Source organism: Streptomyces sp. NPDC058086, from assembly GCF_042885015.1.
Taxonomy (GTDB): Bacteria; Actinomycetota; Actinomycetes; order Streptomycetales; family Streptomycetaceae; genus Streptomyces.
On the sequence record NZ_JBHVST010000025.1, the window covers coordinates 61,720 to 85,743 of the forward strand.

The following is a 24,024-nucleotide window of genomic DNA, read 5'->3' on the forward strand; positions in this document are numbered from 1 at the left end:
CTGTCCTCCGGGCCACTCGTTCGCGAGAACGGCAGGTCCGAAGCTCTATGTCGTGACCCAGACAACCGAAGCCGCCTCCTCGGGGGGCGCCGCAGCCGCGGAGGACCCCCGCCCCACCGAGCCGATCGACTCCACCGACGCGATCGAGCCGACCGACTCCACCGAGCCGACCGACTCCGCCGAGCCGACCCGCGCCTCCGCTCCCCGCGTCCGCATCCATCGCGCCTGGTTCGTCGCCGCCGTCACCTTCGTGACGATCATCGGTGCGGCGGCCTTCCGTTCGCTGCCGGGTCTGCTGATCGACCCGCTCCACCAGGAGTTCCACTGGTCGCGGGGCACGATCGGCGCGGCGGTGTCCATCAACCTCGCGCTGTACGGGCTCACGGCGCCGTTCGCGGCGGCGCTGATGGACCGCTTCGGCATCCGACGGGTGGTGGCGGTCGCCCTGATGGTGATCGCGCTCGGTTCCGGTCTGACCGTGTGGATGACGGCCGCCTGGCAGCTGCTGCTCTGCTGGGGCCTGTTGGTCGGTCTGGGGTCCGGCTCCATGGCGCTGGCCTTCGCGGCGACGGTCACCAACCGCTGGTTCACGGCGCGCAAGGGCCTGGTCACGGGCATCCTGACGGCGGCCTCGGCGTCCGGCCAGCTGATCTTCCTGCCGCTCCTCTCCTGGATCGTCACAAAGCACGACTGGCGCCCGGCCGCGGTGACGGTGGCCCTCGCGGCGCTCGCGGTCGTCCCCTTCGTATGGCTGCTGCTGCGGGACCACCCGGCGGACGTGGGCGTGAAGCCGTACGGGTCGGCGGAGTTCGTACCGAAGCCCGCGCCCGTGCAGGGCGCCGCCCGGCGCGCGGTGACGGTCCTGCTCTCCGCGGTCCGCACCGGCCCGTTCTGGCTGCTGGCCGGCACCTTCGCGATCTGCGGCGCCTCGACGAACGGCCTGGTCCAGACGCACTTCGTGCCCGCGGCCCACGACCACGGGATGCCCATCACGGCGGCGGCCTCGCTGCTCGCGGTCATCGGGGTCTTCGACGTGGTCGGAACGGTCGCCTCCGGCTGGTTCACCGACCGCTTCGAACCGCGCAGGCTGCTCGCCGTCTATTACGCGCTGCGCGGCATCTCACTCCTCTTCCTCCCCATGCTTCTCGCCTCGACCGTGCACCCTCCGATGATCTTCTTCATCGTTTTCTACGGCCTCGACTGGGTCGCCACCGTCCCGCCCACGCTGGCCCTGTGCCGTGAGCAGTACGGCGAGGACAGCGCCATCGTCTTCGGCTGGGTCCTCGCCTCCCACCAGGTCGGCGCCGCCCTCGTCGCGTTCCTCGGCGGTGTGGCGCGGGACGCGTTCGGCTCGTACGACATGGTCTGGTACGCCTCGGGCGCGCTGTGCGCGGCTGCGGCCCTGATGGCACTGGTGATCCGACGGCGCCCCGCGACGGGCACACCCGCGGTACCGGCGATCGCCTGACGACTCCGGCACTCCGGCCGGGCGGCCTGCCACCGAGCTAGAGGAACCGCCCCTTGTGGAACAGCAGCGGCGCGGCGTCGTCACCGGCGCTCGCGCCGAGCGCGTCCACCCGTCCCACCACGATCAGATGGTCCCCGCCGGTGTGCACCGCGTGGATCGTGCAGTCGACCCAGGCCGCGGCGCCCGCGAGACGTGGCGAACCGGAAACGGGCGCCGCGTCGTACACGACCCCGGCGAACTTGTCCGCCCCGCTCACCGCGAACCCACGGCACAACTCACCCTGGTGCGCCCCCAGTACGTTCACACAGAACACGCCCGCGCGGGCGATCCGCGGCCAGGTCGCCGACGTACGCCCCACCATGAAGCAGACCAGGGGAGGGTCGAGCGAGAGCGACGCGAACGACTGACAGGCGAACCCGGCCGGGCCTCCGCCGCCTGCCTCGCCCTTGACGCCCGGCGCGGTGATGACGGTGACACCCGTCGCGAAGTTCCCCAACACCCGCCGAAACGCGGCCTGATCGACCGGCGCCCGCTCATCGTCCCCCACCGCGCGCAACTCCGGCCGAGGCAGCGCCTCGACGTGCCCCGCGACGGTGGAAGCCCCGGCCGACCTGAGGTAACGGACGGCGGCTGCCGCCATCCCTGCGTGTCCCATCACACCACCCATTGAAGCTGACGATGTGTCAGATAGGAAGGGGCGGGAGCCGCTACGAGCCCGGCGGGAACTCCCGGTCCGGCCTGCGCGTATCTTCACGACCATGAGGCGGGCAGACACGGCACGCAAGCCGGGACGCACGGGGCTGAAGTGGGCGGACGCCGACGAGCCCGAGCTCTACGTCCTGTTCGGGGATCCCGGCTCGGGGGATCTGCGCAGGCTGAGGCGGGGCTGACTCAGCGGCCCCGGTAGTGCGGGGTTCGGCGTTCTACGAAGCTTGTCACGCCCTCGGTCGCGTCCGTCGTGGTCATGTTGATCTCCTGGGCGGCGGCTTCGGCGGCGAAGGCGGTGCCGCGGTCGGTGTCGAGGGAGGCGTTGACCAGCTGTTTGGTGAGGGCGAGGGCGCGGGTCGGGCCGGTGGCCAGGCGTTCGGCCCAGTCGCGGGCGGTCTTCTCCAGATCGTCCGGCGGTACGACTCTGTTGACGAGCCCGAGCCGCGCCGCGTCCGCCGCCGTCAGCGCGTCGCCGAAGAACATCAGTTCCTTGGCGCGCTGGGGTCCGACGAGACGGGGCAGCAGATACGCGCCGCCGCCGTCGGGGACCAGGCCGCGGCGCACGAACACCTCGATGAACTTGGCGGAATCGGCGGCGAGTACGAGGTCGCAGGCGAGGGCGAGGTGGGCGCCGAGGCCGGCCGCGGTGCCGTTGACCGCCGCGATCACGGGTTTCTCGCAGTCGAGGACCGCGCCGATCAGGCGCTGGGCGCCGAGCCGGATCGTGCGGGCCACGTCACCGGCCACCCGCTCCCCGGCCGGCGGCCCCCCGCGCAGGTCCGCGCCCGCGCAGAAACCACGTCCCCTCGCCGTGATCACGACGGCCCGTACGTCCGGGTCGGAGGAGGCGTGGGTGAGGTGTTGGATGAGGCGTTCGCGCTGGTCAGGGGTGATGGCGTTGAGGGTTTCGGGGCGGTTGAGGGTGATCCACGAGACGTGATTGTCAGTGGCGTGCAGTACCAATGAGTCGACGGGATCGGCAGATTTCTCGGCAGATTTCTCGGGGGAGGATGTCATGGGGGTGCTCCGGTTTTTACGGGAGGCGGTGCGGCGGGGGCGGGCGATGGCGCGGGGGCTGGGGCGCTGGGGGTCAGCGGCAGACGACCAGCGCGTCCAGGGCCACCGCTCCCTGGCCCCTGGGCAGCACCATCAGCGGGTTGATGTCGAGCTCGGCGATGTCGTCCCCGAGTTCCAGAGCCATCCGCTGTACGCGCATGACGACCTCGACCAGCGCGTCCACATCCACCGGCGGCCCCCCGCGCACGCCCTCCAGAAGGGCCCGCCCGCGCAGCTCGCCGAGCATGCCCCGCGCCTGGTCCTCGCCGAACGGCGGCACGCGGACGGCCGCGTCCCGCAGCACCTCGACGAGCACACCACCCAGCCCGACGGTCACGGTCGGCCCGAAGAGCTGGTCGTGCGTGACGCCCACGACCATTTCCACGCCCCGCTCGACCATCTGGCACACCAGCACCCCGTCGAGCGAGATCCCTTCGTAGCGCGCGATGTCGGTGAGCTCGCGGTAGGCGTCCCTGACCTGGCTGGCGGAGGTCAGTCCGATCTTCACCAGGCCCAGTTCGGTCTTGTGGGCGATCTGGGCGCCGGACGCCTTCATGACCACGGGGTAGCCGACGAGACTCGCCGCGCGCACGGCCGCCGCCGCGCTGGTCACCAACTGCTCGCGCGGCACCCGGATCCCGTAGGCGCGCAGCAGTTGCTTCGCCGCGTGCTCGCTCAGCTGCTGCCCCGGCCGCATCAGCGCCTGCGTCTTGCGGAAGGACGGCGAGGGGGTGCGGGGAGCCTCGTCGAAGGGGGAGCGGTAGGCGGCGACGAACCGGTGGTGGTCCAGGTAGGCGCGCACGGCCGTGATGCAGTTGGCGAAGGTCCGGAAGGTGGCGACCTTCGACGAGCCGAGCAGCGTCTCGCGGTACGCGGCCTCGGTGCCGACCGGCGATCCCCACACCACGCACACCAGCTTGTCCGTCTGTTCCGCCGCGTCCACCAGGTCCTGCGCGAGCTTGTCGCTCATGGGAGGAAAGGGCCCGGTGATCGGACAGATCAGTACGCCGACCTCGGGGTCGGCGAGGATCGCGTCGATGATCTTCCGCCCGCGCCAGTCGCCGACCGGATGCCCGCCGTTGTCGACGGGATTGGTCACGCTCAGGTACTCGGGTATCCACTGGTGCAGCTCGGCCTGCCTGGCGGCGGAGAGACCCGGCAGCGGCAGCCCCGCCGCCGTGGCCAGGTCGGCGAAGTGCGCCCCCGTGCCGCCCGAGATCGAATAGACCACGACACCCTCGGCCCGAGGGGCGCGGGCGCGGGCCAACAGGGCGGCGGTGTCCTGGAGTTCGTCGAGCCCGTCGACGCGGATCACGCCGTACTGCCGCATCGCCGCGTCCACCACCGTGTCGGCGCCGGTCAGCTTGCCGGTGTGTGAGGCGGCGGTGCGGGCGCCGGTCTCGGTGCGGCCGACCTTGACGGCGACGACGGGTACTCCGCGGCGGGCGGCGCGGTCGGCGGCGAGCAGAAAGGAGCGGCCGTCCTTGAGCCCCTCGACGTAACAGGCGATCGCGCCGATCTCCGGCTGCTCGGAGAAGTAGGAGATGAAGTCGGCGGTCTCGAGGTCGGCCTCGTTGCCGGTGGGCGCCCAGTGGGAGAGCCGTACGCCCAGCTCCTGCATCGCGAACACCGGCCGGCCCTGGTGCCCGGACTGGGTGATGAGGGCGATCGCGGGACCGTCGAGATCGTCGCGGAACTTCTCGAAGGCGTTGAGGTTGGTGTTGGGCCCCAGGAGCCGGAGGCCGGAGCGGCGGACGGCGGCGGCGAGGTGGGCCTGTGCGGCGGCGCCCTCGGCCCCGGTCTCGGCGAACCCGGAGGCGAAGGCGACGGCGAACTTCACCTTGGCCTCGGCCAGTTCCCCGATCACGGGGAGTGGATCGCCGACGAGGAGCACGGCCAGATCGACCTGCTCGGGCAGGCCGGCGAGGGAAGGGGAGCAGGGGATGCCGAAGACGGACTGACGGGTGGGATGCACGGGGTGCAGCCGGGCGCCGACCCGCTCGGCCCAGGCGATCAGCTGCCGGGTGATGCCGGTGTTCGGCCGGCCCTCGGCGTCCGAGGCACCGACGACGGCCACGGACTCGGGACGGAAGAAGCGGTCCAGATCCGGTGCGTCGGCGTACAGCGGACGGCCGCTGACGTCCAGGTCGTCGACGTCGGCCGGGCGGCCGTGCACGACGGGTGAGGGCTGCTCGCCGCAGGCGATGACGCGGGCCCGGCGGGAGTCGGTGGTGAGGGTGCCGTGGGTTGATCCAAGCATCGGTCCGCCCGCTCCTGTGTGACAGCCAATTAACTGACGCACTGTCAGATTACTTAACTGACGCCGCGTCAGGAACCGTCGTGCAAGCAAAAGGCTGGGCACCCCGCTGTTCATCGCCGCACACCCGGCGCGCCGCCGGGTGTGCCGCGGCGGGGGCGAGCGCGTGCACGGGTGGCGGGCAACTGGTTCGTACCCGCCGCGCACGGGGCCGGAACCAGACGGTGACCGCCCCGCTCACCTTCAAGAACAACGGTCCGGCCTGGTTCGCGAACCTCGGCTCCGGCGACCTGGCCGCCAAGGTCAGGCTGGTCGTCCCGACCGATATGACGGTCACCGGCGTCCCCGTGGACTGCGTCCCGCACACCCTCACGGACGGGTACTCCGGGCAGCGGACGGGCGCCCCGCGGTACGACTGCGCTCTCCCGTACTCGGTGTCTGTGCGCTCCCCCGTACTCGGTGTCTGAGGGTGCCGAGCACACGTACGCCTTCCAGCTGCGGATCGACGCGGCGGTGTCCGGCACGACCGGTGAGGTCGGCATCCACCGTTTCCTCAGTGCGCGGCGCGGGTGTCTCCCGTGTCGCGCGCCCCCGTTTTCGCCCTGGTTTTCGTCGCCGCCTTCTTCTCCGCCTTGGCTGCCGCCTGCTTTGCTCTCTCCTCCGCCTTGGCCGCCGCCTTCTCCGCCTTCTCCGCGGTCCTCGCGACCGCCTTCGCGATCTTCTCCGCGTCGAGGGCGAGTTCGCGGAACATGCCGCTGATGGGGTTGGTGAAGCCGGTGAAGTAGAGGCCGGGTGCCTTCTTCGGGGTGTGGGCGCCGTGCACGACCGGGCGGCCCCGCCCGTCGAGGACGTCGAGGTGGCCGACGATGCCCTCCAGGGCGCGTACGTACCCCGTCGCGGCGATCACGGCGTCCGGGCCGATCCGCTTTCCGTCGGCGAGGACGACCTTGTCCTCCTCGAAACCCTCCACCGCGGCCACGACCTCGACCCGTCCCTTGCGGACGGCGTTGATGAGGCCGACGTCCTGGACGGGGATGGAGCCTTCGTTGACGCGGGAGTAGAGGCCGGTGTCGGGGCGGGGCAGCCCGTGCGCCGACAGGTCCGGCACGCTGACCTTGGCCATCGGTCCGGCGAGCGCGTCGACGAGGCGCACCGGCAGCCGTCGTACGACGATCCCGGTGAACTGGGCGGCCCAGCCGGCCGTGGAGCGGCGCACGATGTGCGGCGCGGTGCGCACGGCGAGCCGTACCCGGGAGGCGCCGCCCTCGACCAGGTCCACGGCGATCTCGGCACCCGTGTTGCCGACGCCGACGACGAGGACGTCACGGCCGGCGTAGGGGGCGGGGTTGCGGTAGTCGCCGGCGTGCAGGAGTTCGCCGGTGTATGTGTCGCGGCCGGGCCAGTCGGGGAGGCGCGGGGTGTGGTTGTGGCCGGTGGCGACAACCACGGCGCTGCCGGTCAGTTCACGGCCGCCGGTGGCGTGCAGCAGCCAGCCGTCGCCGCCCGGGGCGGGCTCGACGCGCGAGACCTCGACGCCCGTGACGATCTCCAGCTGGTGGTGCTCGGCGTACTTCTCCAGGTAGCGCACCACGTTGTCGCGGGAGACCCACCGCCCGAAGGAGCGCGGCATCGCGAGGCCGGGCAGGCCGGACAACCGACGGGTCGTGTGCAGATGCAGCCGGTCGTAGTGGCGCCGCCAGGACGCTCCGACCTGGTCGGACTTCTCCAGTACGACGGTCCGTACGCCTTGGGCGCGCAGCGCGTACGCCGTCGCGAGCCCCCCGGGGCCGCCGCCTATCACGTACACGGGGCGGTCTTCGTGCGACGGCACCGGGCGGGATGTGGAGGAAGCAGTCGAGTCGGCCATGAGCGCGAGCGTAATCACGTCGTCACTTGATAGGTCTCGGTCAAGCCCGGAATCGGTTGCGAACTGATCACGACTGTAGGAGGAGTGGGTGGGGCCGGTGGCGTAGGTCACTTGGTTGTGTTCGAAGGATGGTGAGGAGTGGTGAGGGGCGGTGAGGAGTGAACGGGAACGGAGGGTGGCGTACGCCTCTTGCGCGTGCGCCCTCCGTGCGCTGAACTGACGTACCGTCAGATACCGAAGGGGGCGTGGACTGCCATGGACACGATCTGGCTCGGCGGGGCGGAGTGGCTGGCCGTGCTGCGGATCGGGCTCGGGCTGTGGTGGCTGGAGAGTTGGCGGCACAAGGACAAGAAGGGCTGGTTCGAGCGGGGGACCGGGATCGCGTGGGCGGCGGACGTCGCGGGCAAGCACCGGTGGAACGCGGTGCGTTCCGGCTTCGACGTCGTGGTCGCGCCCAGGCCGCGGACGATGGCGTACGTCGTCGTGTACGCGGAGTTGGCCCTCGGACTGGGACTGGTGGCCGGGTTCCTGACGCCGATCGCGCTGATCGGCGGGCTGCTCCTCAACGTCCTGTACTTCACGCTCATGATCCACGACTGGGCCGAGCAGGGGCAGAACGCGATGATGGCGCTGATCTCGGTCGTCGCCTTCTTCGGGATGGGGTGGCAGACGTGGTCGCTGGACAGTGCGATCGGGCTCTTCTCGTGAGGCGCGGGTCGATCGGGGTCGGGGTGTGCTCGTGAGCGGGGAGCGCGCGTCGAGCGGGGAGCGTCCGTCGGGCGAAGTGCGTGCGGCGGACAGGACGCGGGCGCCAGGCGGGGCGCGTTTCGATCTGCCCGAAGTCGATGCCTTCACCCGGCCGTACTGGGACGCGGCGGCGGAGGGCCGGCTGTTGATCCGGCACTGCGCGGGCTGCGACCGGGCCCACCACTACCCCCGGGAGTTCTGCCCGCACTGCTGGAGCGAGGACGTGCGCTGGCAGCCCGCGAGCGGCCACGCCACGCTCTACACCTGGTCCGTCGTGCACCGCAACGACCTCCCGCCGTTCGGCGAGCGGGTGCCGTATGTCGCCGCGGTCGTCGACCTCGCGGAGGGGCCGCGGATGATGACCGAGGTGGTGGAGTGCGAGGGCGACGCGCTGCGGATCGGCATGGGGCTGGAGGTCACGTTCAGGGCGGGGGTGCCCGTGTTCCGGCCACGGTCCGGCGCAGTCCCGCCGCCTTCCTCCGCCGTCCCATCCCCTTCCTCCGCCGTCCCATCCCCCTCCTCCGCGTCGAAAACCACTTCCTGACCCCCTTCGGCTCCTGTGAATAATGGCCGGATGTCCGACGTTCACGAGAAGTCCCTCGCCCACCCCTTCCCCGTGCTCGACGGCCACGGCCTGCGGCTGCGCCCCTGGGACCCGGAATCCGAGGCCGATGTCGAGACCTGGCTGCGCGGGCTGTCCGACCCGGAGTTCCAGCGCTGGAACACCCCGGTCAAGCTCGTCCGGGACCTGGACAGCGCCCGCGACTCGCTCCGCTCGCGCGCCGAGGCCGTCGCCGACGGCACCGCTGTCGCCTTCTGCATCACGGACGCGGCCACCGGTACGACCCTCGGTCACATAGGCGTCAACGACATCAACCACGTCATACGCGTCGGCATCGTCGGCTACTGGGTCCTTCCGGAGGCCCGCGGCCACCAGGTCGCCACCCGGGCCCTCGCCCTGGCCGCCCGCTACGCCTTCGGCGCCGTGCGTCTGCACCGCATCGAACTGGGCCACGCCCTCGGCCACGACGCGTCCTGCCGGATCGCCGAGCGGTGCGGGTTCCCGTACGAGGGGACGCTGCGGGAGGCGATGTTCGAGTCGGGGCGGCACGACGCGTTCCGGGACGTCCACCTGCACGCACGGATCGCGACGGACCCGGAGCCGACGCTGCCGCCGACGGGCTCCGGGCCCCGACAGGACCCGGCCCCGACTCCTTGACCCTCCTTGACCCGCCGGTCTGACTCAAGGGCAGGCGAACGACTTGTTGGTCTTGCTCGCACTCAACGTGCAGGACGTGCCCGTTACGGGACTACCGGCCGTGTCATGGAAGGCGAGCTTCCAGGTCCCGCCGTTGTCTTCGAGGACCGCGTATCCGAAGACCCCCACGCCTCCCGGAGGGTTCGCTTCCGCGGTGATCGACTTATGGACGGCCTGCAAGGGCGTGCCGATCAGCTGTCCCACGACATTGTTGTCGTTCGGGCCCTTGTCCAGTGGTCCGCCCGAGGAACCCACGGTCAGCTGGGGCGGGCGGGAGGTGTTGAAATCGAGCATCTGGTAGAGGTGGACGTGCCCCGACAGCACCAGTCGCACGTTGTCCGCCAGCCGGTGCTGGGGGGTGTCGGCGACAGCCGCGTCGAGGACGTGAGTCCGCCATTCCGCCGAGTTGGGCGGCTGGCCGGCCCCTGTCACCATCCACAGCGGCTTGTGCGTGACCACGAAGTAGTCGTTGGTGGGGTTCTGGAGCGCGGCCTGGTTCACGGCTTGGAACTGCCCGGCGTAGATGTTCCGGTGCGCTGTGCTTCCGCTGTCGTTCGGGTCGGCGAACGAGGAGTCCACGGACGCGAGGGTCAGGGTGCCGGCAGGGATCAGCGAGGGCGCCGAGTATCGGCTGCACGATCCGTTGGAGCGGAGATCGTCGGCGAGGTAGCGGAACCACGTGCCGCCCGCGCCGCCCTGCTGTGCCGCGTTGCAGTCTTCGTGGTTGCCCCGGGTCAGCGCGATCGGCGCCGCGGCCAGCAGCGCTTCGGCGGGCCTGAAGAAGTCGGCGACGACACAGTCCCAACTGGCTCTGTCGGCGAACGTCGTGCAGCCCGGATTCGCCGCCTTGTCGTTCGCCCTGCCGGGGTCCTCCCGATAGAGGTAGTCGCCGGTGTGGACCACGAGATCTGGCTTCGTCACGCCGGCCGCGCTGTCCGCGATCCCTTGGAAGGGCCAGCCGGTCTGATGGTTCGCGCAGTTCTGCACGGGACCGGTCGTCGGGACCTCGCAGCCCGCGTCGCCGATGACGGCGATCTTGCCGGGACGCGTCTTCGAGGTCCATTTCGGCAAGGGGAGCTGACGGTTCGCGGGATGTACCGTGGCCGCCTGGATCGACGTCTGTTCGAGCACCGCGTCGGAGGCCGTGAGAGGCACCGTCCGCTGACAGACGGTGGTCGGGAACTGTGACCCCATGGGAGTGCTCAGCCGGTGCAGGGTGAACGGATTCCGGGTCCCTCCCAGGGTGTAGCGCACGACGGGACACGTCTGGCTGGTGTCCGTGGACACGTACCGGATCTGGGTGCCGCCGCTGGTCAGTTGGGTCCATGCCCAGGCCTCGCCGTTCGGCGCCCCGGGCGGAGGTGTCGTTCCGGGGGGTGGCGTCGGCCCGGGGGGTTTCGGCCCCGCGCCGGCGGGCGCGATCCGTGGGGTAGTCGCGCCGGCCGGGACCGCCATGGCCAGTACGCTCACCACGGCGAGGGCGACGATTCGATACCGCATGTCCAGTTCCTTCGTTCGGGTACCCCGGACATACCGATGCATTTCATTGCCGGGGGGCACACCTGGATGGTCATCGACGGTGTCGACCCGTGCACCACCACGGAGGCGAACGGCCTACACGGTCACGCGTGAGGGACCGGGCCGGGCCGCCGGCCAGGGCAGGCACGGTGCGCGGGCCAGGAAAAAAACCGGAGGCACCGGGCATGCCGTGAGCGGGATCATGCCGGGTATGACTCGTGACGCGCGCGGCTGGGTGTTCACCCGCGATCTGGACGAATTCCTCACGAGCGCGGGGGACTTCCTGCGCTCGCGGCCCGCGGCGCACACCGTGGCGCTGTCCGTGACCGACGCGCTGCGCAGACGAGGGCCGGACGTGTACGGGCAGGAGGCGCCGTTCTTCGGGCGGCTCGCGGACGCGGATGGTCATGTCGGCGGGGTCGGTGGAGTGTCGGCCGTGCTGTTCCACACACCGCCGTACCAGCTCAACCTCACCGACCTCCCGGCGGAGGACATCGACGCGCTGGCCGCGCGGCTCGCGGACGAGGGGTACTCGTTCCCGGGCGTCGGCGGTCCGGTGGACACGGCCGCGGAGTTCGCCGCCGCCTGGGAGCGCCATGCCGGCGCGCGGGCCCAACTCAGGAGAAGCGAACGGCTCTACCGGCTCGGCACGCTCACGCCGCCGACGCCCGTTCCGCCGGGCCGCGCCCGGGTGGCCGGCGAGAGCGACCACGCGCTCGTCGCGCGCTGGTACTCCGAGTTCGCCGGGATCTTCGGGCGGAACGAGAGGCAGGACCAGGACCGCTGGGCCGAGAGCCGAATCGCGTACGGCGGTGTCACGCTCTGGGAGACGCCGGACGGCACGCCGGTGGCCATGGCCGGAGCGACCCCCCTGATCGCCGGGCAGATCCGGGTCGCCCCCGTCTACACCCCGGCGCCCCTGCGCGGACGCGGCTACGCGGGGGCCGCCACCGCCGAGGTCAGCAGGGCCGCGCTGGCCGCCGGAGCGGACGAGGTGCTCCTCTTCACCGACCTCGCCAATCCGACCAGCAACGGCCTCTACCAGCGCATCGGTTACCGCCCAGTCGCCGACTTCGCCGTCTACGACTTCGTCACCTTCTCGGCCGTGAACGGCTGAGCTTGCCTCGCCAGAACCAGGTGAAGTAGCCGCCCGTGAGCCGGTGCGCGGCGACGACCGCGGCCGCCCCGTGACAGCCTTCTGTAAACGCGCCCAGGCCCACCTGAGCGGTCCCGAGTCTCAGGGCCAGAGCAGCTCCTTGCGCCAGCCCTCCGAAGAGGGTTCCGTACGGCGGTAGACGAGCCGTACGTGCCGACGCCTCGCGTCCCCCTGGAAGAACTCCACCTCTTCCGGCCGGAGGCGGTAGAGGGTCCACGTCGGGGCAGGGGCGTCGGGCTCGCGCTGAGCGCGGTCCCAAGCGGCATCCGAGGCCCGCCCCAACTCCTCTACGGAACCGAGCACTTCACTCTGCCCGCCCACGAGCGCGGCGGCCAGCGCCCCCGTCGAACGGGCGTGCAGATCCGCCTGCCCCTCCTCGGCCGGGGCGACCTCGACCGGGCCCCGCAGCCGGATCTGGCGGCCCTGAGCGGGCCAGTAGAAACTCAGCGCGGCGTACGGGCGCGCGGCCAGCTGGCGGCCCTTGCGGCTGGTGACATGGCTCGCGAAGGCCCAGCCGTCCGCGTCCGCGCCGTGCAGCATCACGATCCGGACGTCGGGCAGCCCGTCCTCGTCCGCCGTCGCCAGCGACATCGTGTGCGGTTCGCTCTGCCCCGCGGCGACCGCCTCCGCGAACCACTCCGTGAACAGCGGGAGTGGTTCGGCGGGTGCGGATGCCGGGTCGAAGGTGGGCAGCTCTACGTCCCACACCCGCAGTGACCTGAGCAGCTCGTGAAGATCCGTTCCCATGCCCCGAGTATCACTCGGAGGTCCGGCAAAGCTGCGCCATGAGCACCCCGTGCAGCAGCTCCGCGTCCACGAACTCACCCACCTCCGGTGCGCCGTGCCCCCAGCTCAGGGGGTACGTGTTCCCCTCCGGCGCGGGTACGCCCACGTACTCGTCGTGCGCCGAGCGAGTGAACCGGCGGGCCCCGGGCGGCCAGTCGTGCTCCGCGCCCTCCCCGGGTGCCAGCAGGAAGTACGTCCACCGGCAGCCGTTGGATTCCCTGACGACCGGTCCGGGGTGACCGTCGGTGAGCGCGACGAGGTGGTGCAGCACGGCTTCCCCGCGTACGCCGCACACCCGGATGGCGTCGAAGTGGACCCCGGCGAGGCGTAGTTGAAGCCCGGACCTTGGGACCCAATTCGGGGTGAGTTTGTTCGTCATGACTATGAGCGTGGCGGTGGTTGCGTAGCGTGACTAGGTGAACACGGTCCACATTGCCGGTTGTGGGGAGGATGGTGGTCGTTGTGGGGGCGAATGGTGGGGTGTCCGTGGGGCGCAGGTTGGTGGGGGAGTTGCTGCGGATTCATCGGGGGCGGCGGGGGCTGACGCAGAAGGAGGCCGGGGAGTTGTTGCTGGTCTCCGAGGGGTGCCTCGGGTCGTACGAGAGGGCGGAACGCATTCCGCCGATCCAGTTCCTCAAGGACGCGGACAACGGGCTGGACGCGAGGGGTGCGCTCGTCGCGTGCATCGAGATGATGGAGGAGGAGAAGTACGCGCCCACCTTCGTCAATTGGGTGCGGCTGGAACGGCACGCGCGGGTGATCAGCGCGTACGAGAACATGCTGATCCCGGGGCTGCTTCAGTCCCGGGATCACGCGCAGGCGCTGTACGAAGCGCGGCGGCCTGCGTTCACTGAGGAGGAGATCGAGGGGCACGTAACGGCTCGGTTGGAACGGCAGTCGGTGCTGACGCGCAACCCGCCGCCGTACGTGGGCTACGTGATCGAGGAGTCCGTACTGGAACGGCATCTCGGGGGTGCGGAAGTGCTCAAGGGACAGTTGCTGCACATCCTGGAGTGCATCCGGACGATGAGGCAGCACCTCACGGTTCAGGTGATGCCGACCAAGCGGCATACGCACGCCGGGCTGAACGGGCCGATGCAGCTGATGGGCACCGAGGAGGGGCGCAATCTGGTGTACGTGGAGGCCCATGGCGGCGATAAGTTGATCCACAAGCCGGAGCAGGTGACCGATCTGTTCGAAATCTTCGGCATCCTGCGGGCCCAGGCGCTCAACCCCTGGGAGTCCGAGGAGCTGATCAAGCAGAAGGCTGGAGAACTGTGAACGCGACCGAACTGAACTGGTTCAAGTCGAGCTACAGCAACAACGAGGGCGGCGCCTGCCTCGAAATAGCCACCCCCACCACCGCCCCCACCACCATCCACATCCGCGACTCAAAGAACCTCACCGGCCCCACCCTCACCATCACCCCCACCACCTGGACCGCCTTCCTCCGTACCGTCCGTTGAGGCGCTCCTCGGGCGTCGCTCTCGGTGGCGCCCTCCTGCTCCCCCTCGCCGCCTGCGGCCTCGCGGAGCCCAAGTCCTGGATCTCCGCCCCCGAGGTCTTCTACCTGCGCCCCGTCGGTGACAAATCCGGGCCCAAGGCCAAGATGCCGTTCCATCTGCAGGCCGAGGACGTCAAGGCGACCAGCCGTTACGGCACGCAGGATCACCGGCTGACCGTCGACGTGCGCGGGTCCGAGGGCGTCGTACGGCTGAAGGCGGTCGGTCTGCACAAGGGCGGGACCCGGTGCGTCAACGACACCGTGCGTGCCATCTGCGACGTCAGCGGTGCCTACGACAGCTGGTCGGACCTGGACCGTGTCCACCCGGTCGCCGCCGAGGGCAGCAAACCCGGCGACACAGGCATCGTGCGCTTCACGTTCACCACGAAGAACGGGAAGACGCTCACCACCCGCACCCGGGTCGTGGTCGGGGAGCCCGTGGTGAAGGTGCGAACGCTCAAGGTCATCAAGGACGTGCGCCCCGGCGCCGACGTGACCGTACCGGTCGTCGTCCGCAATGACGGCGAGGTGCCGGTGAAGGGGCTCGCCCTCGAACTCGGCTCCGGAGGAATGGACTTCCGGCAGCGGTACGCCAACTGCCTTTACCCACCCCAGCATCACGGCCACACGGCCGTCTGCCGCTTTCCCGGACTGCGTATCCCGCCGGGTGGGACCGTCGTCCTGCACCCGGCCCTGCGCCTGCGCGCGTCGAAGACGCGGATGTACGGCTCCTTCAGCCAGGAGGCCTGGCCGCTGGACTCGGGGCCCGGGCAGTACACCGTGGTGCCGCCGGGCGGCGACCACGGTGACGGCCCGCCCCTGACTGCCGAGGCCGTGCGCGGCGCCGACGACACCGACGACACGTTCGCCGAGGGAGACGTCTTCACCGACGTGCGTCTGGACACCCACGCCGACTACGAGGTCTTCGGCGTCGAACTGCGGGGCACCCCCGGCACGAAGCGCTCGCTGCGGCTCAAGGTCCGCAACAACGGGCCCGGCATCCCCGGCGCCGGCACGAAGCTGCTGTTCACGCCGCCGCCCGGCACCGTGCTGGAAGAACCCATGGAGGCCATCGACGTGGACGCGTACGAGCCGTACTGCGACTCCGACGGCCCGGCGTACAGCTGCCTCGTGGGCCGACTCGACCCCGGCAAGACCCGTGACTTCGAGTTCACCCTGAGCCTCGACGGTCCGGGGCAGGGCGGCGTGGCCCTCCAGGACACCGAGCCGTCCACGGGCCGCCGCGATTCGAACCCGGCCAACGACACGGCTCCTGTCACCGTTCTGCCTTGACCTTCCGTGTCCCTGGCGCACCCCCGTGACGCCAGGGAACGGAAGAGGCTGTTGCGTTTTCCGCTGCCTCTAAGATGTGGCGCGGATCGGCCTGTGCGGGAGGACCGAACGTGTCAGCGACGCGGCTGAACACGCCAGTCACCGCCGCGGTGTTGTGAGGTGCCTGTTTTGTACAGCGTTGCCCTGCCGAAGATGGTGCTCGCGAGAACGGCGGGAACCGGGTACGAGGCCGGCCGCCTCGCCCGGGAAGCGGGGATCCCGGCGTGGGCCATGGACAGCGACGACATCACCGTCGCCAACGACTGTTTCCTGCGGACCCTGGTACTGGCCGAGCACCACCATGGTGTGCCCGACGTCGGACTGCGCGTCGGCGCCGACTTCGCGCCCGGCCAACTCGGTGTCTACGACTACCTGTTCACCACGGCACGGACTCTCGGGGAGGGCTACGCGGCGAGCGGGCGGTATGTGGACCTGATCACCGGTGTGGGGCAGTACGCCGTCGTGGCCGCCACGGAGAGAGTCGTGCGGGTCACCTTCTCGCTGGCCGAGGACGAGGACCGGGGGCGGGAGCTGGCCATCCAGACCGGGATGTCCGACCTGCTCTCCCGTTCCCGCTGGGCGACCGGACGGCCGATCGGAGCCGTGGAGGTCAGCCTGCGGCAGCGCGCACCGCGCAGGTCCACCATGTTCAGCGACTTCCTCGGCACCACCCGGATCACGTACGGGGCCGACACCGACAGCGTGACCCTGCGCGCCGCCGATCTGGAGCTGCCGCTGCGCACCGCCGATCCCGCCCTCGCCGCCATCATGGAGCGCCACGCGGCCTCGCTGCCGCGCATCCAGCCGCGCCCCACCAGCTGGCCCGACCGCGTCCAGCAGGCGCTGGCCGCCGCGGTGCTCACGGAGGACCCCCTCTCCCTCACCTCCGTCGCGCGACGGCTGGCGACGAGCCCCAGAACTCTCCAGCGCCGGCTCGCCGAGTCGGGCACCACCTGGCGCCATGAGGTCGACCGCGCCCGGCAGGCGCAGTTCGCGCGGCTCCACCGGCACCCGGCCGCGCCCTCCGGCGGCAAGGCCGGTCTCCTCGGCTACTCCGACGCCCGCGCCCTGCGCCGGGCCAGACGCCGCTGGGCCGCACGCTGAACCGCTGCCCGGCCCCTACCGCCCCAGCGCCGACGGGGCCGACCGTCCGAGCACCAACGGCCCCTACCGCCCCAGCACCACTGTCCCCGACGAGCAGAACCACCCGCCCGTCCCGGAGGCCACCGCCAGCTCGGGAAGGCGTCCGCCCGCCTTCCTGACCTGCCGTTCCCCGGCCTCCCCGCGCAGTTGCCGTACGGCCTCCACCAGGAGGAACAGGCCCCGCATGCCTGGATGTTGGGCCGAGAGTCCGCCCCCGTCCGTGTTCACGGGCAGCTCCCCGCCCACTGTCAGGCGCCCCTTCTCCACGAACTGACCGCCCTCGCCCTTCGCGCAGAAGCCCAGGTCCTCCAGGGTCACGAGGGTCATGTAGGTGAAGGCGTCGTAGATCTCGGCCACGTCGATCTCGTCGGGCCGCACCCCCGCCCGCTCGAAGGCGAGGCGTCCGCTCACCGCCGCGGGGGAGACGGTGAAGTCCGGCCACTCGGACATCGTCGTGTGCGAGACGTGCTCGCCGGTGCCGAGGATCCACACCGGGGCCGTACGGCAGTCCCGTACGTACTCCTCGGCCGTCAGCAGCACCGCCGCGCCGCCGTCGGAGCGTAGACAGCAGTGCAGCTTGGTGAAGGGGTCGGCGATCATCGGGCCGGACAGGACGTCGTCGGTGGTGATCGGGGTGCGGAACATCGCCTCCGGGTTCAGCGCCGCGTTCGCCCGCGCCTGGACGGCCACCGACGCGAGCTGTTCGAGCGTCGTGCCGTACTCGTGCATGTGGCGGCGCGCGGCCATCGCGTACTTGGCGATGAGCGTGTGGCCGTAGGGGACCTCGAACTGGAGAGGACCCCGGGCGCCGAAGGAGAGGTTGCCGGTGCGGCGGCCCGCCCTGATGTCGGCGCGGGCGGTCGAGCCGTAGACGAGGAGGACGGCGCGGGCGTGGCCCGCCGCGATCGCGTCCGCCGCGTGCGCGGCCATGACCTCCCAGGTGGAGCCGCCGACGGCGGTGGAGTCGACCCAGGTGGGGCGCAGGCCCAGGTACTCGGCCACCTCGACCGGTGGCAGGGTGCCGAGGCCCGCCGACGCGAACCCGTCGACCAGCGAGCGGTCCATCCCCGCGTCCGCCAGCGCACGCCTGGCGGCCTGGGCATGCAGGGCGTAGGGCGTCGCGTCGTCCACGCGACCGCAGTCCGAGAGGGAGACACCCACGACGGCGATCTTGCGCTTCCCCGGAGTCATGAATCTGACGGTACATCAGATACGGCGGCGCGCGGGAGGTCGTCGTGGCTCTGGGCATCCGTACCGCACGGCGCTAATGTGACGGGCCGTCAGATCGGGAGAAAGGGCCTGGCCATGGACGCCCGTTTCACCGCCGAACAGGACGAGATCCGCCGCACCCTGCGGGAACTCCTGCTCAAGCGCTGCGGTCCGGAGGAGGTGCGGTCGGCCGTGCGCACCGGGGTCGGATACGACACCGGGCTCTGGGAGGCACTCGCACAGCAGCTCGGGCTGCCGGGGCTCGCCCTGCCCACGGCGTACGGCGGGGTCGGCTGCTCGTTCGCCGACCTCGCCCTCGCCTGCGAGGAGTCGGGGCGGGCCCTCGCGCCCTCGCCGCTGCTCGCCACGGCCGCCCTCGCGGCCCCGCTGATCCTCGCCCTCGGCACCGACGCACAGCGCGCCGCGCTGCTGCCCGGGATCGCGGCCGGCGAGCTGACCGCCGCCCTCGCGGTACCGGGCGCCGGGCTTCCCACCGCGCTCTGCCTGGTCGGCGACAACGCCGGGGACTGGGCGGGCGGCGGCCGGGCGGGGGGCGTACAGGCCCGGCGGGGCGAGGAGGGCGGCTGGTGCCTCTACGGGGAGGTGGAACAGGTCCTCGACGGGCACAGCGCGGGGCTCCTGCTGGTCGCCGCGCACACCGGGGGGTTCGCCCGGGCCCGGACCCGGATCTTCCTCGTGACGGAGGGTGCCCAGGGACTCGTACGGATGCGGCAGACGTCGTTGGACGAGACGCGGGCGCAGGGGCGGGTGCAATTGCGGCAGGTGCGGGCCGAGTTGCTGGGCGAGGAGGACGGCGACGTGCTCGGCGCGCTCGCCTCCGTCGGGGACAGCGCGGCCGCCCTGCTCGCCGTCGAAGCCGTCGGCGGAGCCGACCGGGCGCTGGAGCGGACCGTCGCCCACGTGCGGCAGCGGGAGCAGTTCGGGCGGGCGATCGGGTCCTTCCAGGCGGTGAAGCACCGGCTCGCGGACGTGTACGTGCGGGTGCAGGCGGCGCGGTCCGCCGCGTACTACGCCGCCTGGGCGGCGGGGGCCGGGGGCGAGAGGGTCGGCGGGCTCGCGCTCGCCCAGGGCCTGGAAGCGCTGCGCACGGCCGCCGCCGAGGCGATCCAGCTGCACGGCGGCATCGGCTTCACCTGGGAGCACGAGGCCCAGCTGTACTTCAAGCGCGCGGCCGGCGACGAGCTGCTCTTCGGGCCCGTGCACCGGCTGCGGGCGTACGCCGCCGACGCGGCGCGGCTCTTCGACGGCGCGGAGGTGGCGGTCTGATGGCGGCGGGAATCCGGTCGCGAGCCGTCGTACGGAGTGTGCAGAAGGTGTCCTCGACGCGGGTCTTCGCCCGGGTCGCCCCGCACCTCGTCCCGGCCCTCGACCGCGCGGTGCACCGGCTGACGCGCGGCAAGGTGCTGCTCAGCGCGCAGCTGCTGCCGGGGATCGTGCTGACCGTGCGGGGGGCCCGCAGCGGGCTGGAGCGGCGCACGCCACTGGCCTGTATGCCAGAGGGGGCACAGGGGACGGAGGGGGCACAGGGGACCGAGGGGCCGAAGGGGACGGGCGGCCGGACAGGCAGCTGGATTCTCGTCGGGTCCAACTTCGGGCGCACCGATCATCCGGCCTGGACCGCCAACCTCCTCGCCCATCCGGACGCCGTCATCAGCTGGCAGGGCGAGGACATCCCCGTGACGGCCCGTCTGCTGGAGGGGGAGGAGCGGGACGCGGTCTGGAAGGCGGTGCTGGCGTTCTGGCCGCCGTACGCCACGTACCAGGCGCGGATCGATCGTGAGATCAGGCTGTTTCGCATCGTGCGCCGCGGCGCATAGCGCAGCAGGCGGCAGTCCACGAAGTGAACTGCCGCCTGCATGACAGGATGTGGGCCGAACAGGAGCCCCAGAAGATACGGTCGCGCTACTTGGTCGGCTTCTTCCCGGTCACCCCGAGGTGCACCAAGAGCGCCAGGTTCGGCTTGAGTTCGGCCTGCTTGACCCCCCAGGTCTGGAAGCCCTTCTGGTGCGAGGCCACCGCGGCGAGCATCGCGACGAGCGAACCGGCGATCGCCCCGGGGTTCACGTCCTTGTCGACCTTGCCCTTGGACTGGAGCTCGGCGACCGAGTCCGAGAGGGAGTTGTTCACCGAGTTGAGAATCTTCATTCGGATCTTGTAGAAGCGTTTGTCGCCCTCGGCGGCACCCAGGTCGACCACGCGCAGAATCGCCTCGTTCTTCCGCCAGAACTCCAGGAAACCGTCAACGAGTTCCTGCGCGGTCGCCCAGCCGGCCTTGCCGACCCAGGAGCGCCCTTCGAGGAGCTGGGTCAACCCGGCGCCCTCTGCTGCCATTTGCTCGGCGATCTCCAGAACGGCGCCTTCGACGTCCGGAAAGTACTGGTAGAAAGTCGCCGGCGACGTGCCCGCCTTCCGGGCGACATCAATGACTTTGACGTCCCGGTACGGCGACGAGCTGAGCATTTCACTGAGGCAGTCGAGCAGTTTCTGCCTGGTCGCCTGCCCTCGCCGTCCGGCCACGCGGCCGTCGACGGTACGCACTTGTCCTGTCATGCCGTCAGCTTACCGAGGGGTGATCGGAGCGCGATTCGGCCGACTGCAAATGGGGTGCGTGGGGGAGTGTGGGCGGCGAGTGGGGGGCCCTGGGGGATGCCCGAGGGTGTCCGGGCCGTCGCGCGGAGTGGATGAAAGGCCGTTAACTTGGCCGCATGGCCGTATCCCGGGCGTCCGACGCAACGCACGCCTACTCGGAGGGCGTCCCCTGCTGGGTCGACGCGCAGCTTCCCGACGTGGAGGCGGGCAGGCGCTTCTACGGTGAGCTGTTCGGCTGGACCTTCGGGGAGGGCTTCGGGCCGCACACGGAGGGCGTGTGGGCGCGCCATCACGGAGAGCCCGTCGCCGCCCTCACCCCCAAGCGGGACGGCCGGATGCCCACCGTCTGGACGGTGTCGTTCGCGACCCCGGACGCCGTCGCGCTTGCGGCCCGGATCCAGGCGGCCGGCGGGCAGGTGATCACCGCGCCCACTCGGCTGGGCCCCTACGGTACGGCCGCCCTCGCGACCGATCCCGAGGGCGGGGTCTTCGGCCTGTGGCAGGCGGGCACTCACCCCGGTTTCGGCAAGCGGCACGAGCCGGGCTCCTTCTGCTGGGCCGAGCTGTACGCGCGGGACCCGGAAACCGTCGACCGTTTCTACGGCACCCTGTTCCACGAAGCCCTGTTCGGTCCCGACGCCTCGCCCGACTTCGGCCGCGCCCCGGTCTCCGCCGTCTTCCCGGCCGAGATGCCGCCGCACTTCCTCGTGCACTTCGGAGTGGAGGACGTCGACGCGGTTCTCGGTACGGTGAACCGGCTCGGCGGACGCGTCCAGACACTCCCTTTCGACACGTCGTACGGAAGAGCGGCCGTCGTCACGGACAATCAAGGGGCGTCGTTCGCCGTACTCCAGGTACGGGGCCGGTGATTTTGTCCCGAGACACCCCGTTCCGCCCCCGGGTTCGCAACCTGTGGCCCGGACAGGAAGAATCGGGGTGCGTGCCGCCATGGCGGTGCGGTGGTGAGACGCTGCACGGGGCCGCGTTCATACGTGGATGATGTGGCTCGTACGGGGAGGTGGCAGGCAAGTGGTGGATCAGCTGACACAGCACGATCCGCGGCGGATCGGGCCGTTCGAGGTGCTGGGACGGCTGGGTGCCGGCGGCATGGGGCTGGTCTATCTCGCGCGCTCGGCTTCGGGCCGGCGCGTGGCGATCAAGACGGTCAGGACCGAGCTCGCCGAGGACCAGCTGTTCCGGGTCCGCTTCACTCGTGAGGTGGAGGCCGCGCGAGCGGTCTCCGGCTTCTACACGGCGGCCGTGGTCGACGCCGATCCGCGCGCGGCCGTGCCGTGGCTGGCCACCGCGTACGTTCCGGCGCCCTCCCTCGAAGAAATAGTGAACGAGTGCGGGCCGATGCCGGCCCAGGCGGTGCGCTGGCTGGCGGCGGGCGTCGCGGAGGCGCTGCAGTCGATCCACGGCGCCGGGCTCGTCCACCGTGACCTGAAGCCCTCGAACGTGCTGGTGGTGGAGGACGGGCCGCGGGTCATCGACTTCGGTATCGCCTCCGGTGTTTCGAACACCCGTTTGACGATGACGAACGTCGCTGTCGGCACCCCGGCCTACATGTCCCCCGAACAGGCGAAGGACTCGCGCAGCGTCACCGGTGCGAGCGATGTCTTCTCGCTCGGCTCGATGCTGGTGTTCGCCGCCACGGGGCACGCGCCCTTCCACGGCGCCAACCCGGTCGAGACGGTCTTCATGCTGCTGCGGGAGGGCCCCGACCTGGAGGGCCTCCCGGACGAGCTGCGCCCCCTCATCGAGTCCTGTATGCAGATGGAGGCGACCGGCCGTCCCAACCCCGCCGACCTCCAGGCCCAGTTGGCACCCCACCTCTTCGGCTCCGGCTCCGACGACAGCGGTACGGCGTCGGCGTGGCTGCCCGAGCGGGCGGTAGGCCTGATCGAGGCGCGCCGCGGGGGCCGTCCGGCGCTGAAGCCCCCGTCCTCCGGCGGTCGCAGCGGTGGCGGACGCCCCGCCCTTCCTCCGCCGCCCTCGCACGCTCCCGTGCCCGTCGGGGCGCCCGACGCCGGCCCCGTGCGGCTCGCGGGCGGCCAGGTGCCCATCGGCCCCGGACCGCGCGTCGCCGACGCCCGTGCCGCCGCCGTGAAGGCACCTCCTCCGGAGGCGGGCCTCGCCGCCTCCTGGTCCCGCCCGCGCGTCGGCGTCAACGGCGCCGACCCCGCGCCGTCGGTCGCTCCGCCGCCCGCACCGGACTCCCCGTCCGGCTGGCGGCCCTGGCGCTTCCGTATGTCGAACGACGTCTGGGGTACGCCCTCGGTCGCGGGCGACCTCGTCTACGTCACCTCCTTCGAAGTCCACGCCCTGGACGTCGCGACCGGCCGCCGCCGCTTCAAGACGCGGGACGTGGCCTGGTCCATGGCGGTCGCGGACGGCCGCATCCACGCCTCCGACGGCCCCACCCTCTTCGCCCTGAACGCGCGGGAGGGCGCGGACCTGTGGCGGCTGTCCACGGACGCCTGGGTGTACTCCCTGAAGGCCGACCGCGGGACCGTCATCACCGGTACGCGCGGGGGCGGTGTCCAGGCCTGGGAGGCCTCCAACGGCCAGAAACTCTGGGAGATCACCGGCGCCCAGACCGACTTCGAGTCCCCGGAGGCCGGGCCCGCCGTCCACGACGGCACGGTGTACGTCTGGAAGGACGCCCGGCTGTGTGCCCTGGAGGCCCGTACGGGTGAGGAGCGGTGGTCGTACCCGATCGGCGACGCGGCGTCGTGCGGAGGCGTACCCGTACGGATCACGTCCGCCCCCGACGGCTACGTCTACATCTCCGCGGGCACCCGCGTCCTCGCCGTCGACGTCGCGAGCGGGCACGTCCGCTGGCACTTCGAGGCCCCCGCGGTCTTCCTCTCCCCGCCGACCTTCGTGCCGGGCCCCGCGGTCACGGGAGGCGGCGTCTACCTCGCCGACTACCTCGGCACGGTGTACGCCCTCGACGCGACGGACGGTCGCGACCGCTGGCGCATCGCGACCGAGGCCCGCTCCTCGATCGATCCCGTCCTGGTCGCCGCCGGCCACGTCCACGTCGGCAGTGGCAAGGGGTTGTACACCCTCGACGCGGTCACCGGCACCCCGAAGTGGCGCTTCCAGGCCGGGGGCGACCTCGTGGGCGCGCCCGCGGTCGCCGAGGGCCGCATCCACTTCGGCTCCACGGACCATCTCCTCTACACCCTGAAGGCGGACGACGGCCGGCTCCGCTGGAAGCTGGCGACGGGCGGGGAGATCACCGGTGCGCCGGTGGTCAAGGACGGGGTGGTGTACGCGTGCAGCAAGGACCGGTGCGTGTACGCGCTGGACGCGGAGAAGGGGACGGGGACGGCCCGCACGGCGTAGGGCCCCCGGGGTGCGGTGATTCGGCTGCGGGACGGTGGGGGCTTGGCGCGC

At 71.3% G+C, this 24,024-nt stretch carries 24 protein-coding genes; 15 read left to right on the forward strand and 9 right to left on the reverse strand.

Translation table 11 applies throughout. The features are described 5' to 3' along the window. Positions 1-52: 52 nt before the first annotated feature. Positions 53-1,468: an MFS transporter gene (locus tag ACFVWD_RS21180; RefSeq protein WP_389597996.1), complete on the forward strand. Its 1,416-nt coding sequence runs from the start codon at positions 53-55 to the stop codon at positions 1,466-1,468. A 37-nt stretch (positions 1,469-1,505) separates the two neighbouring features. On the opposite strand, the gene ACFVWD_RS21185 is transcribed toward ACFVWD_RS21180, so the two are convergent. After that, complete coding sequence (locus ACFVWD_RS21185; RefSeq protein ID WP_389597997.1) at positions 1,506-2,123, reverse strand: flavin reductase family protein; 618 nt, start codon at positions 2,121-2,123, stop codon at positions 1,506-1,508. A gap of 103 nt (positions 2,124-2,226) precedes the next feature. Between ACFVWD_RS21185 and ACFVWD_RS21190 the strand changes: the two genes are divergently transcribed. Next, positions 2,227-2,358, forward strand: a complete 132-nt coding sequence (locus ACFVWD_RS21190; RefSeq protein ID WP_389597998.1) for a hypothetical protein — start codon at positions 2,227-2,229, stop codon at positions 2,356-2,358. Between the two features lies 1 nt (position 2,359). Here ACFVWD_RS21190 and ACFVWD_RS21195 read toward each other — a convergent pair whose 3' ends face one another. Next, positions 2,360-3,193 carry an enoyl-CoA hydratase/isomerase family protein gene (locus ACFVWD_RS21195; RefSeq protein ID WP_389597999.1) on the reverse strand — a complete coding sequence of 278 codons (834 nt, stop codon included), beginning with the start codon at positions 3,191-3,193 and terminating at the stop codon, positions 2,360-2,362. A 73-nt stretch (positions 3,194-3,266) separates the two neighbouring features. Continuing rightward, on the reverse strand, positions 3,267-5,492 hold the full coding sequence (locus ACFVWD_RS21200) for an acetate--CoA ligase family protein (RefSeq protein WP_389598000.1): 2,226 nt from the start codon (positions 5,490-5,492) through the stop codon (positions 3,267-3,269). A gap of 221 nt (positions 5,493-5,713) precedes the next feature. On the opposite strand from ACFVWD_RS21200, the gene ACFVWD_RS21205 reads away from it, so the two are divergent. Further along, positions 5,714-5,956: a hypothetical protein gene (locus tag ACFVWD_RS21205; protein ID WP_389598002.1), complete on the forward strand. Its 243-nt coding sequence runs from the start codon at positions 5,714-5,716 to the stop codon at positions 5,954-5,956. 86 nt (positions 5,957-6,042) lie between these two features. Here ACFVWD_RS21205 and ACFVWD_RS21210 read toward each other — a convergent pair whose 3' ends face one another. Continuing rightward, positions 6,043-7,356, reverse strand: coding sequence for a flavin-containing monooxygenase (locus tag ACFVWD_RS21210; protein ID WP_389598003.1), 1,314 nt, complete (start codon positions 7,354-7,356; stop codon positions 6,043-6,045). Positions 7,357-7,611: 255 nt separating this feature from the next. Here ACFVWD_RS21210 and ACFVWD_RS21215 point away from each other — a divergent pair, with 255 nt between their 5' ends. From ACFVWD_RS21215 to ACFVWD_RS21225, 3 genes are all read left to right on the forward strand, one after another. Continuing rightward, positions 7,612-8,064: a DoxX family protein gene (locus ACFVWD_RS21215; protein WP_389598004.1), complete on the forward strand. Its 453-nt coding sequence runs from the start codon at positions 7,612-7,614 to the stop codon at positions 8,062-8,064. Positions 8,065-8,140: 76 nt separating this feature from the next. Further along, the gene (locus ACFVWD_RS21220) at positions 8,141-8,647 is read left to right on the forward strand and encodes a Zn-ribbon domain-containing OB-fold protein (protein ID WP_389598073.1); all 507 of its coding nucleotides are present in this window, start codon (positions 8,141-8,143) and stop codon (positions 8,645-8,647) included. A gap of 30 nt (positions 8,648-8,677) precedes the next feature. Further along, the gene (locus ACFVWD_RS21225; protein WP_389598005.1) at positions 8,678-9,322 is read left to right on the forward strand and encodes a GNAT family N-acetyltransferase; all 645 of its coding nucleotides are present in this window, start codon (positions 8,678-8,680) and stop codon (positions 9,320-9,322) included. 24 nt (positions 9,323-9,346) lie between these two features. On the opposite strand, the gene ACFVWD_RS21230 is transcribed toward ACFVWD_RS21225, so the two are convergent. Beyond that, positions 9,347-10,861 (reverse strand): metallophosphoesterase family protein, encoded by a 1,515-nt coding sequence (locus ACFVWD_RS21230; protein ID WP_389598007.1) that lies wholly within the window; start codon positions 10,859-10,861, stop codon positions 9,347-9,349. 229 nt (positions 10,862-11,090) lie between these two features. On the opposite strand from ACFVWD_RS21230, the gene ACFVWD_RS21235 reads away from it, so the two are divergent. After that, positions 11,091-11,996 (forward strand): GNAT family N-acetyltransferase, encoded by a 906-nt coding sequence (locus ACFVWD_RS21235; RefSeq protein WP_389598008.1) that lies wholly within the window; start codon positions 11,091-11,093, stop codon positions 11,994-11,996. 120 nt (positions 11,997-12,116) lie between these two features. Here the strand turns inward: ACFVWD_RS21235 and ACFVWD_RS21240 are convergent, their stop codons facing one another. Together ACFVWD_RS21240 and ACFVWD_RS21245 are read right to left on the reverse strand one after the other, a co-directional pair. Next, the gene (locus tag ACFVWD_RS21240) at positions 12,117-12,782 is read right to left on the reverse strand and encodes a pyridoxal 5'-phosphate synthase (RefSeq protein WP_389598010.1); all 666 of its coding nucleotides are present in this window, start codon (positions 12,780-12,782) and stop codon (positions 12,117-12,119) included. 10 nt (positions 12,783-12,792) lie between these two features. Then, the gene (locus ACFVWD_RS21245) at positions 12,793-13,200 is read right to left on the reverse strand and encodes a hypothetical protein (protein ID WP_168509272.1); all 408 of its coding nucleotides are present in this window, start codon (positions 13,198-13,200) and stop codon (positions 12,793-12,795) included. Positions 13,201-13,307: 107 nt separating this feature from the next. Here ACFVWD_RS21245 and ACFVWD_RS21250 point away from each other — a divergent pair, with 107 nt between their 5' ends. From ACFVWD_RS21250 to ACFVWD_RS21265, 4 genes are all read left to right on the forward strand, one after another. Beyond that, entirely contained in the window at positions 13,308-14,102 is a 795-nt protein-coding gene (locus tag ACFVWD_RS21250; RefSeq protein ID WP_389598012.1) for a helix-turn-helix domain-containing protein, read from the forward strand. Then, the gene (locus tag ACFVWD_RS21255; protein WP_389598014.1) at positions 14,099-14,287 is read left to right on the forward strand and encodes a DUF397 domain-containing protein; all 189 of its coding nucleotides are present in this window, start codon (positions 14,099-14,101) and stop codon (positions 14,285-14,287) included. The genes ACFVWD_RS21250 and ACFVWD_RS21255 overlap by 4 nt, the downstream gene beginning before the upstream one ends. Continuing rightward, positions 14,284-15,618, forward strand: coding sequence for a hypothetical protein (locus ACFVWD_RS21260; RefSeq protein ID WP_389598016.1), 1,335 nt, complete (start codon positions 14,284-14,286; stop codon positions 15,616-15,618). Before ACFVWD_RS21255 ends, ACFVWD_RS21260 begins: the two co-directional genes overlap by 4 nt. A 192-nt stretch (positions 15,619-15,810) precedes the next feature. Further along, positions 15,811-16,761, forward strand: coding sequence for an AraC family transcriptional regulator ligand-binding domain-containing protein (locus tag ACFVWD_RS21265; protein ID WP_389598018.1), 951 nt, complete (start codon positions 15,811-15,813; stop codon positions 16,759-16,761). A 63-nt stretch (positions 16,762-16,824) separates the two neighbouring features. Here the strand turns inward: ACFVWD_RS21265 and ACFVWD_RS21270 are convergent, their stop codons facing one another. After that, positions 16,825-17,991 (reverse strand): acetyl-CoA acetyltransferase, encoded by a 1,167-nt coding sequence (locus ACFVWD_RS21270; RefSeq protein ID WP_389598020.1) that lies wholly within the window; start codon positions 17,989-17,991, stop codon positions 16,825-16,827. A gap of 114 nt (positions 17,992-18,105) precedes the next feature. Here ACFVWD_RS21270 and ACFVWD_RS21275 point away from each other — a divergent pair, with 114 nt between their 5' ends. Together ACFVWD_RS21275 and ACFVWD_RS21280 are read left to right on the forward strand one after the other, a co-directional pair. Then, positions 18,106-19,296: an acyl-CoA dehydrogenase family protein gene (locus ACFVWD_RS21275; RefSeq protein WP_389598021.1), complete on the forward strand. Its 1,191-nt coding sequence runs from the start codon at positions 18,106-18,108 to the stop codon at positions 19,294-19,296. Next, positions 19,296-19,847 (forward strand): nitroreductase/quinone reductase family protein, encoded by a 552-nt coding sequence (locus tag ACFVWD_RS21280; protein WP_389598023.1) that lies wholly within the window; start codon positions 19,296-19,298, stop codon positions 19,845-19,847. Before ACFVWD_RS21275 ends, ACFVWD_RS21280 begins: the two co-directional genes overlap by 1 nt. An 85-nt stretch (positions 19,848-19,932) precedes the next feature. Here ACFVWD_RS21280 and ACFVWD_RS21285 read toward each other — a convergent pair whose 3' ends face one another. Next, positions 19,933-20,568 carry a TetR family transcriptional regulator gene (locus ACFVWD_RS21285; protein ID WP_101404450.1) on the reverse strand — a complete coding sequence of 212 codons (636 nt, stop codon included), beginning with the start codon at positions 20,566-20,568 and terminating at the stop codon, positions 19,933-19,935. Positions 20,569-20,735: 167 nt separating this feature from the next. On the opposite strand from ACFVWD_RS21285, the gene ACFVWD_RS21290 reads away from it, so the two are divergent. Together ACFVWD_RS21290 and ACFVWD_RS21295 are read left to right on the forward strand one after the other, a co-directional pair. Continuing rightward, positions 20,736-21,488: a VOC family protein gene (locus ACFVWD_RS21290; RefSeq protein ID WP_389598025.1), complete on the forward strand. Its 753-nt coding sequence runs from the start codon at positions 20,736-20,738 to the stop codon at positions 21,486-21,488. A 160-nt stretch (positions 21,489-21,648) separates the two neighbouring features. After that, on the forward strand, positions 21,649-23,973 hold the full coding sequence (locus ACFVWD_RS21295) for a PQQ-binding-like beta-propeller repeat protein (protein WP_389598027.1): 2,325 nt from the start codon (positions 21,649-21,651) through the stop codon (positions 23,971-23,973). The last annotated feature ends 51 nt before the right edge of the window (positions 23,974-24,024 follow it).

What these genes read in the sequence shown, in the direction of transcription:
- ACFVWD_RS21190 (WP_389597998.1), top strand. Translation starts at nt 2,227, where the DNA reads ATGAGGCGGGCAGACACGGCACGCAAGCCGGGACGCACGGGGCTGAAG.
- ACFVWD_RS21240 (WP_389598010.1), bottom strand. Translation starts at nt 12,782, where the DNA reads ATGGGAACGGATCTTCACGAGCTGCTCAGGTCACTGCGGGTGTGGGAC.
- ACFVWD_RS21195 (WP_389597999.1), bottom strand. Translation starts at nt 3,193, where the DNA reads ATGACATCCTCCCCCGAGAAATCTGCCGAGAAATCTGCCGATCCCGTC.
- ACFVWD_RS21215 (WP_389598004.1), top strand. Translation starts at nt 7,612, where the DNA reads ATGGACACGATCTGGCTCGGCGGGGCGGAGTGGCTGGCCGTGCTGCGG.
- ACFVWD_RS21235 (WP_389598008.1), top strand. Translation starts at nt 11,091, where the DNA reads ATGACTCGTGACGCGCGCGGCTGGGTGTTCACCCGCGATCTGGACGAA.
- ACFVWD_RS21275 (WP_389598021.1), top strand. Translation starts at nt 18,106, where the DNA reads ATGGACGCCCGTTTCACCGCCGAACAGGACGAGATCCGCCGCACCCTG.
- ACFVWD_RS21290 (WP_389598025.1), top strand. Translation starts at nt 20,736, where the DNA reads ATGGCCGTATCCCGGGCGTCCGACGCAACGCACGCCTACTCGGAGGGC.
- ACFVWD_RS21245 (WP_168509272.1), bottom strand. Translation starts at nt 13,200, where the DNA reads ATGACGAACAAACTCACCCCGAATTGGGTCCCAAGGTCCGGGCTTCAA.
- ACFVWD_RS21185 (WP_389597997.1), bottom strand. Translation starts at nt 2,123, where the DNA reads ATGGGACACGCAGGGATGGCGGCAGCCGCCGTCCGTTACCTCAGGTCG.
- ACFVWD_RS21225 (WP_389598005.1), top strand. Translation starts at nt 8,678, where the DNA reads ATGTCCGACGTTCACGAGAAGTCCCTCGCCCACCCCTTCCCCGTGCTC.
- ACFVWD_RS21210 (WP_389598003.1), bottom strand. Translation starts at nt 7,356, where the DNA reads ATGGCCGACTCGACTGCTTCCTCCACATCCCGCCCGGTGCCGTCGCAC.
- ACFVWD_RS21280 (WP_389598023.1), top strand. Translation starts at nt 19,296, where the DNA reads ATGGCGGCGGGAATCCGGTCGCGAGCCGTCGTACGGAGTGTGCAGAAG.
- ACFVWD_RS21200 (WP_389598000.1), bottom strand. Translation starts at nt 5,492, where the DNA reads ATGCTTGGATCAACCCACGGCACCCTCACCACCGACTCCCGCCGGGCC.
- ACFVWD_RS21265 (WP_389598018.1), top strand. Translation starts at nt 15,811, where the DNA reads ATGGTGCTCGCGAGAACGGCGGGAACCGGGTACGAGGCCGGCCGCCTC.
- ACFVWD_RS21270 (WP_389598020.1), bottom strand. Translation starts at nt 17,991, where the DNA reads ATGACTCCGGGGAAGCGCAAGATCGCCGTCGTGGGTGTCTCCCTCTCG.
- ACFVWD_RS21230 (WP_389598007.1), bottom strand. Translation starts at nt 10,861, where the DNA reads ATGCGGTATCGAATCGTCGCCCTCGCCGTGGTGAGCGTACTGGCCATG.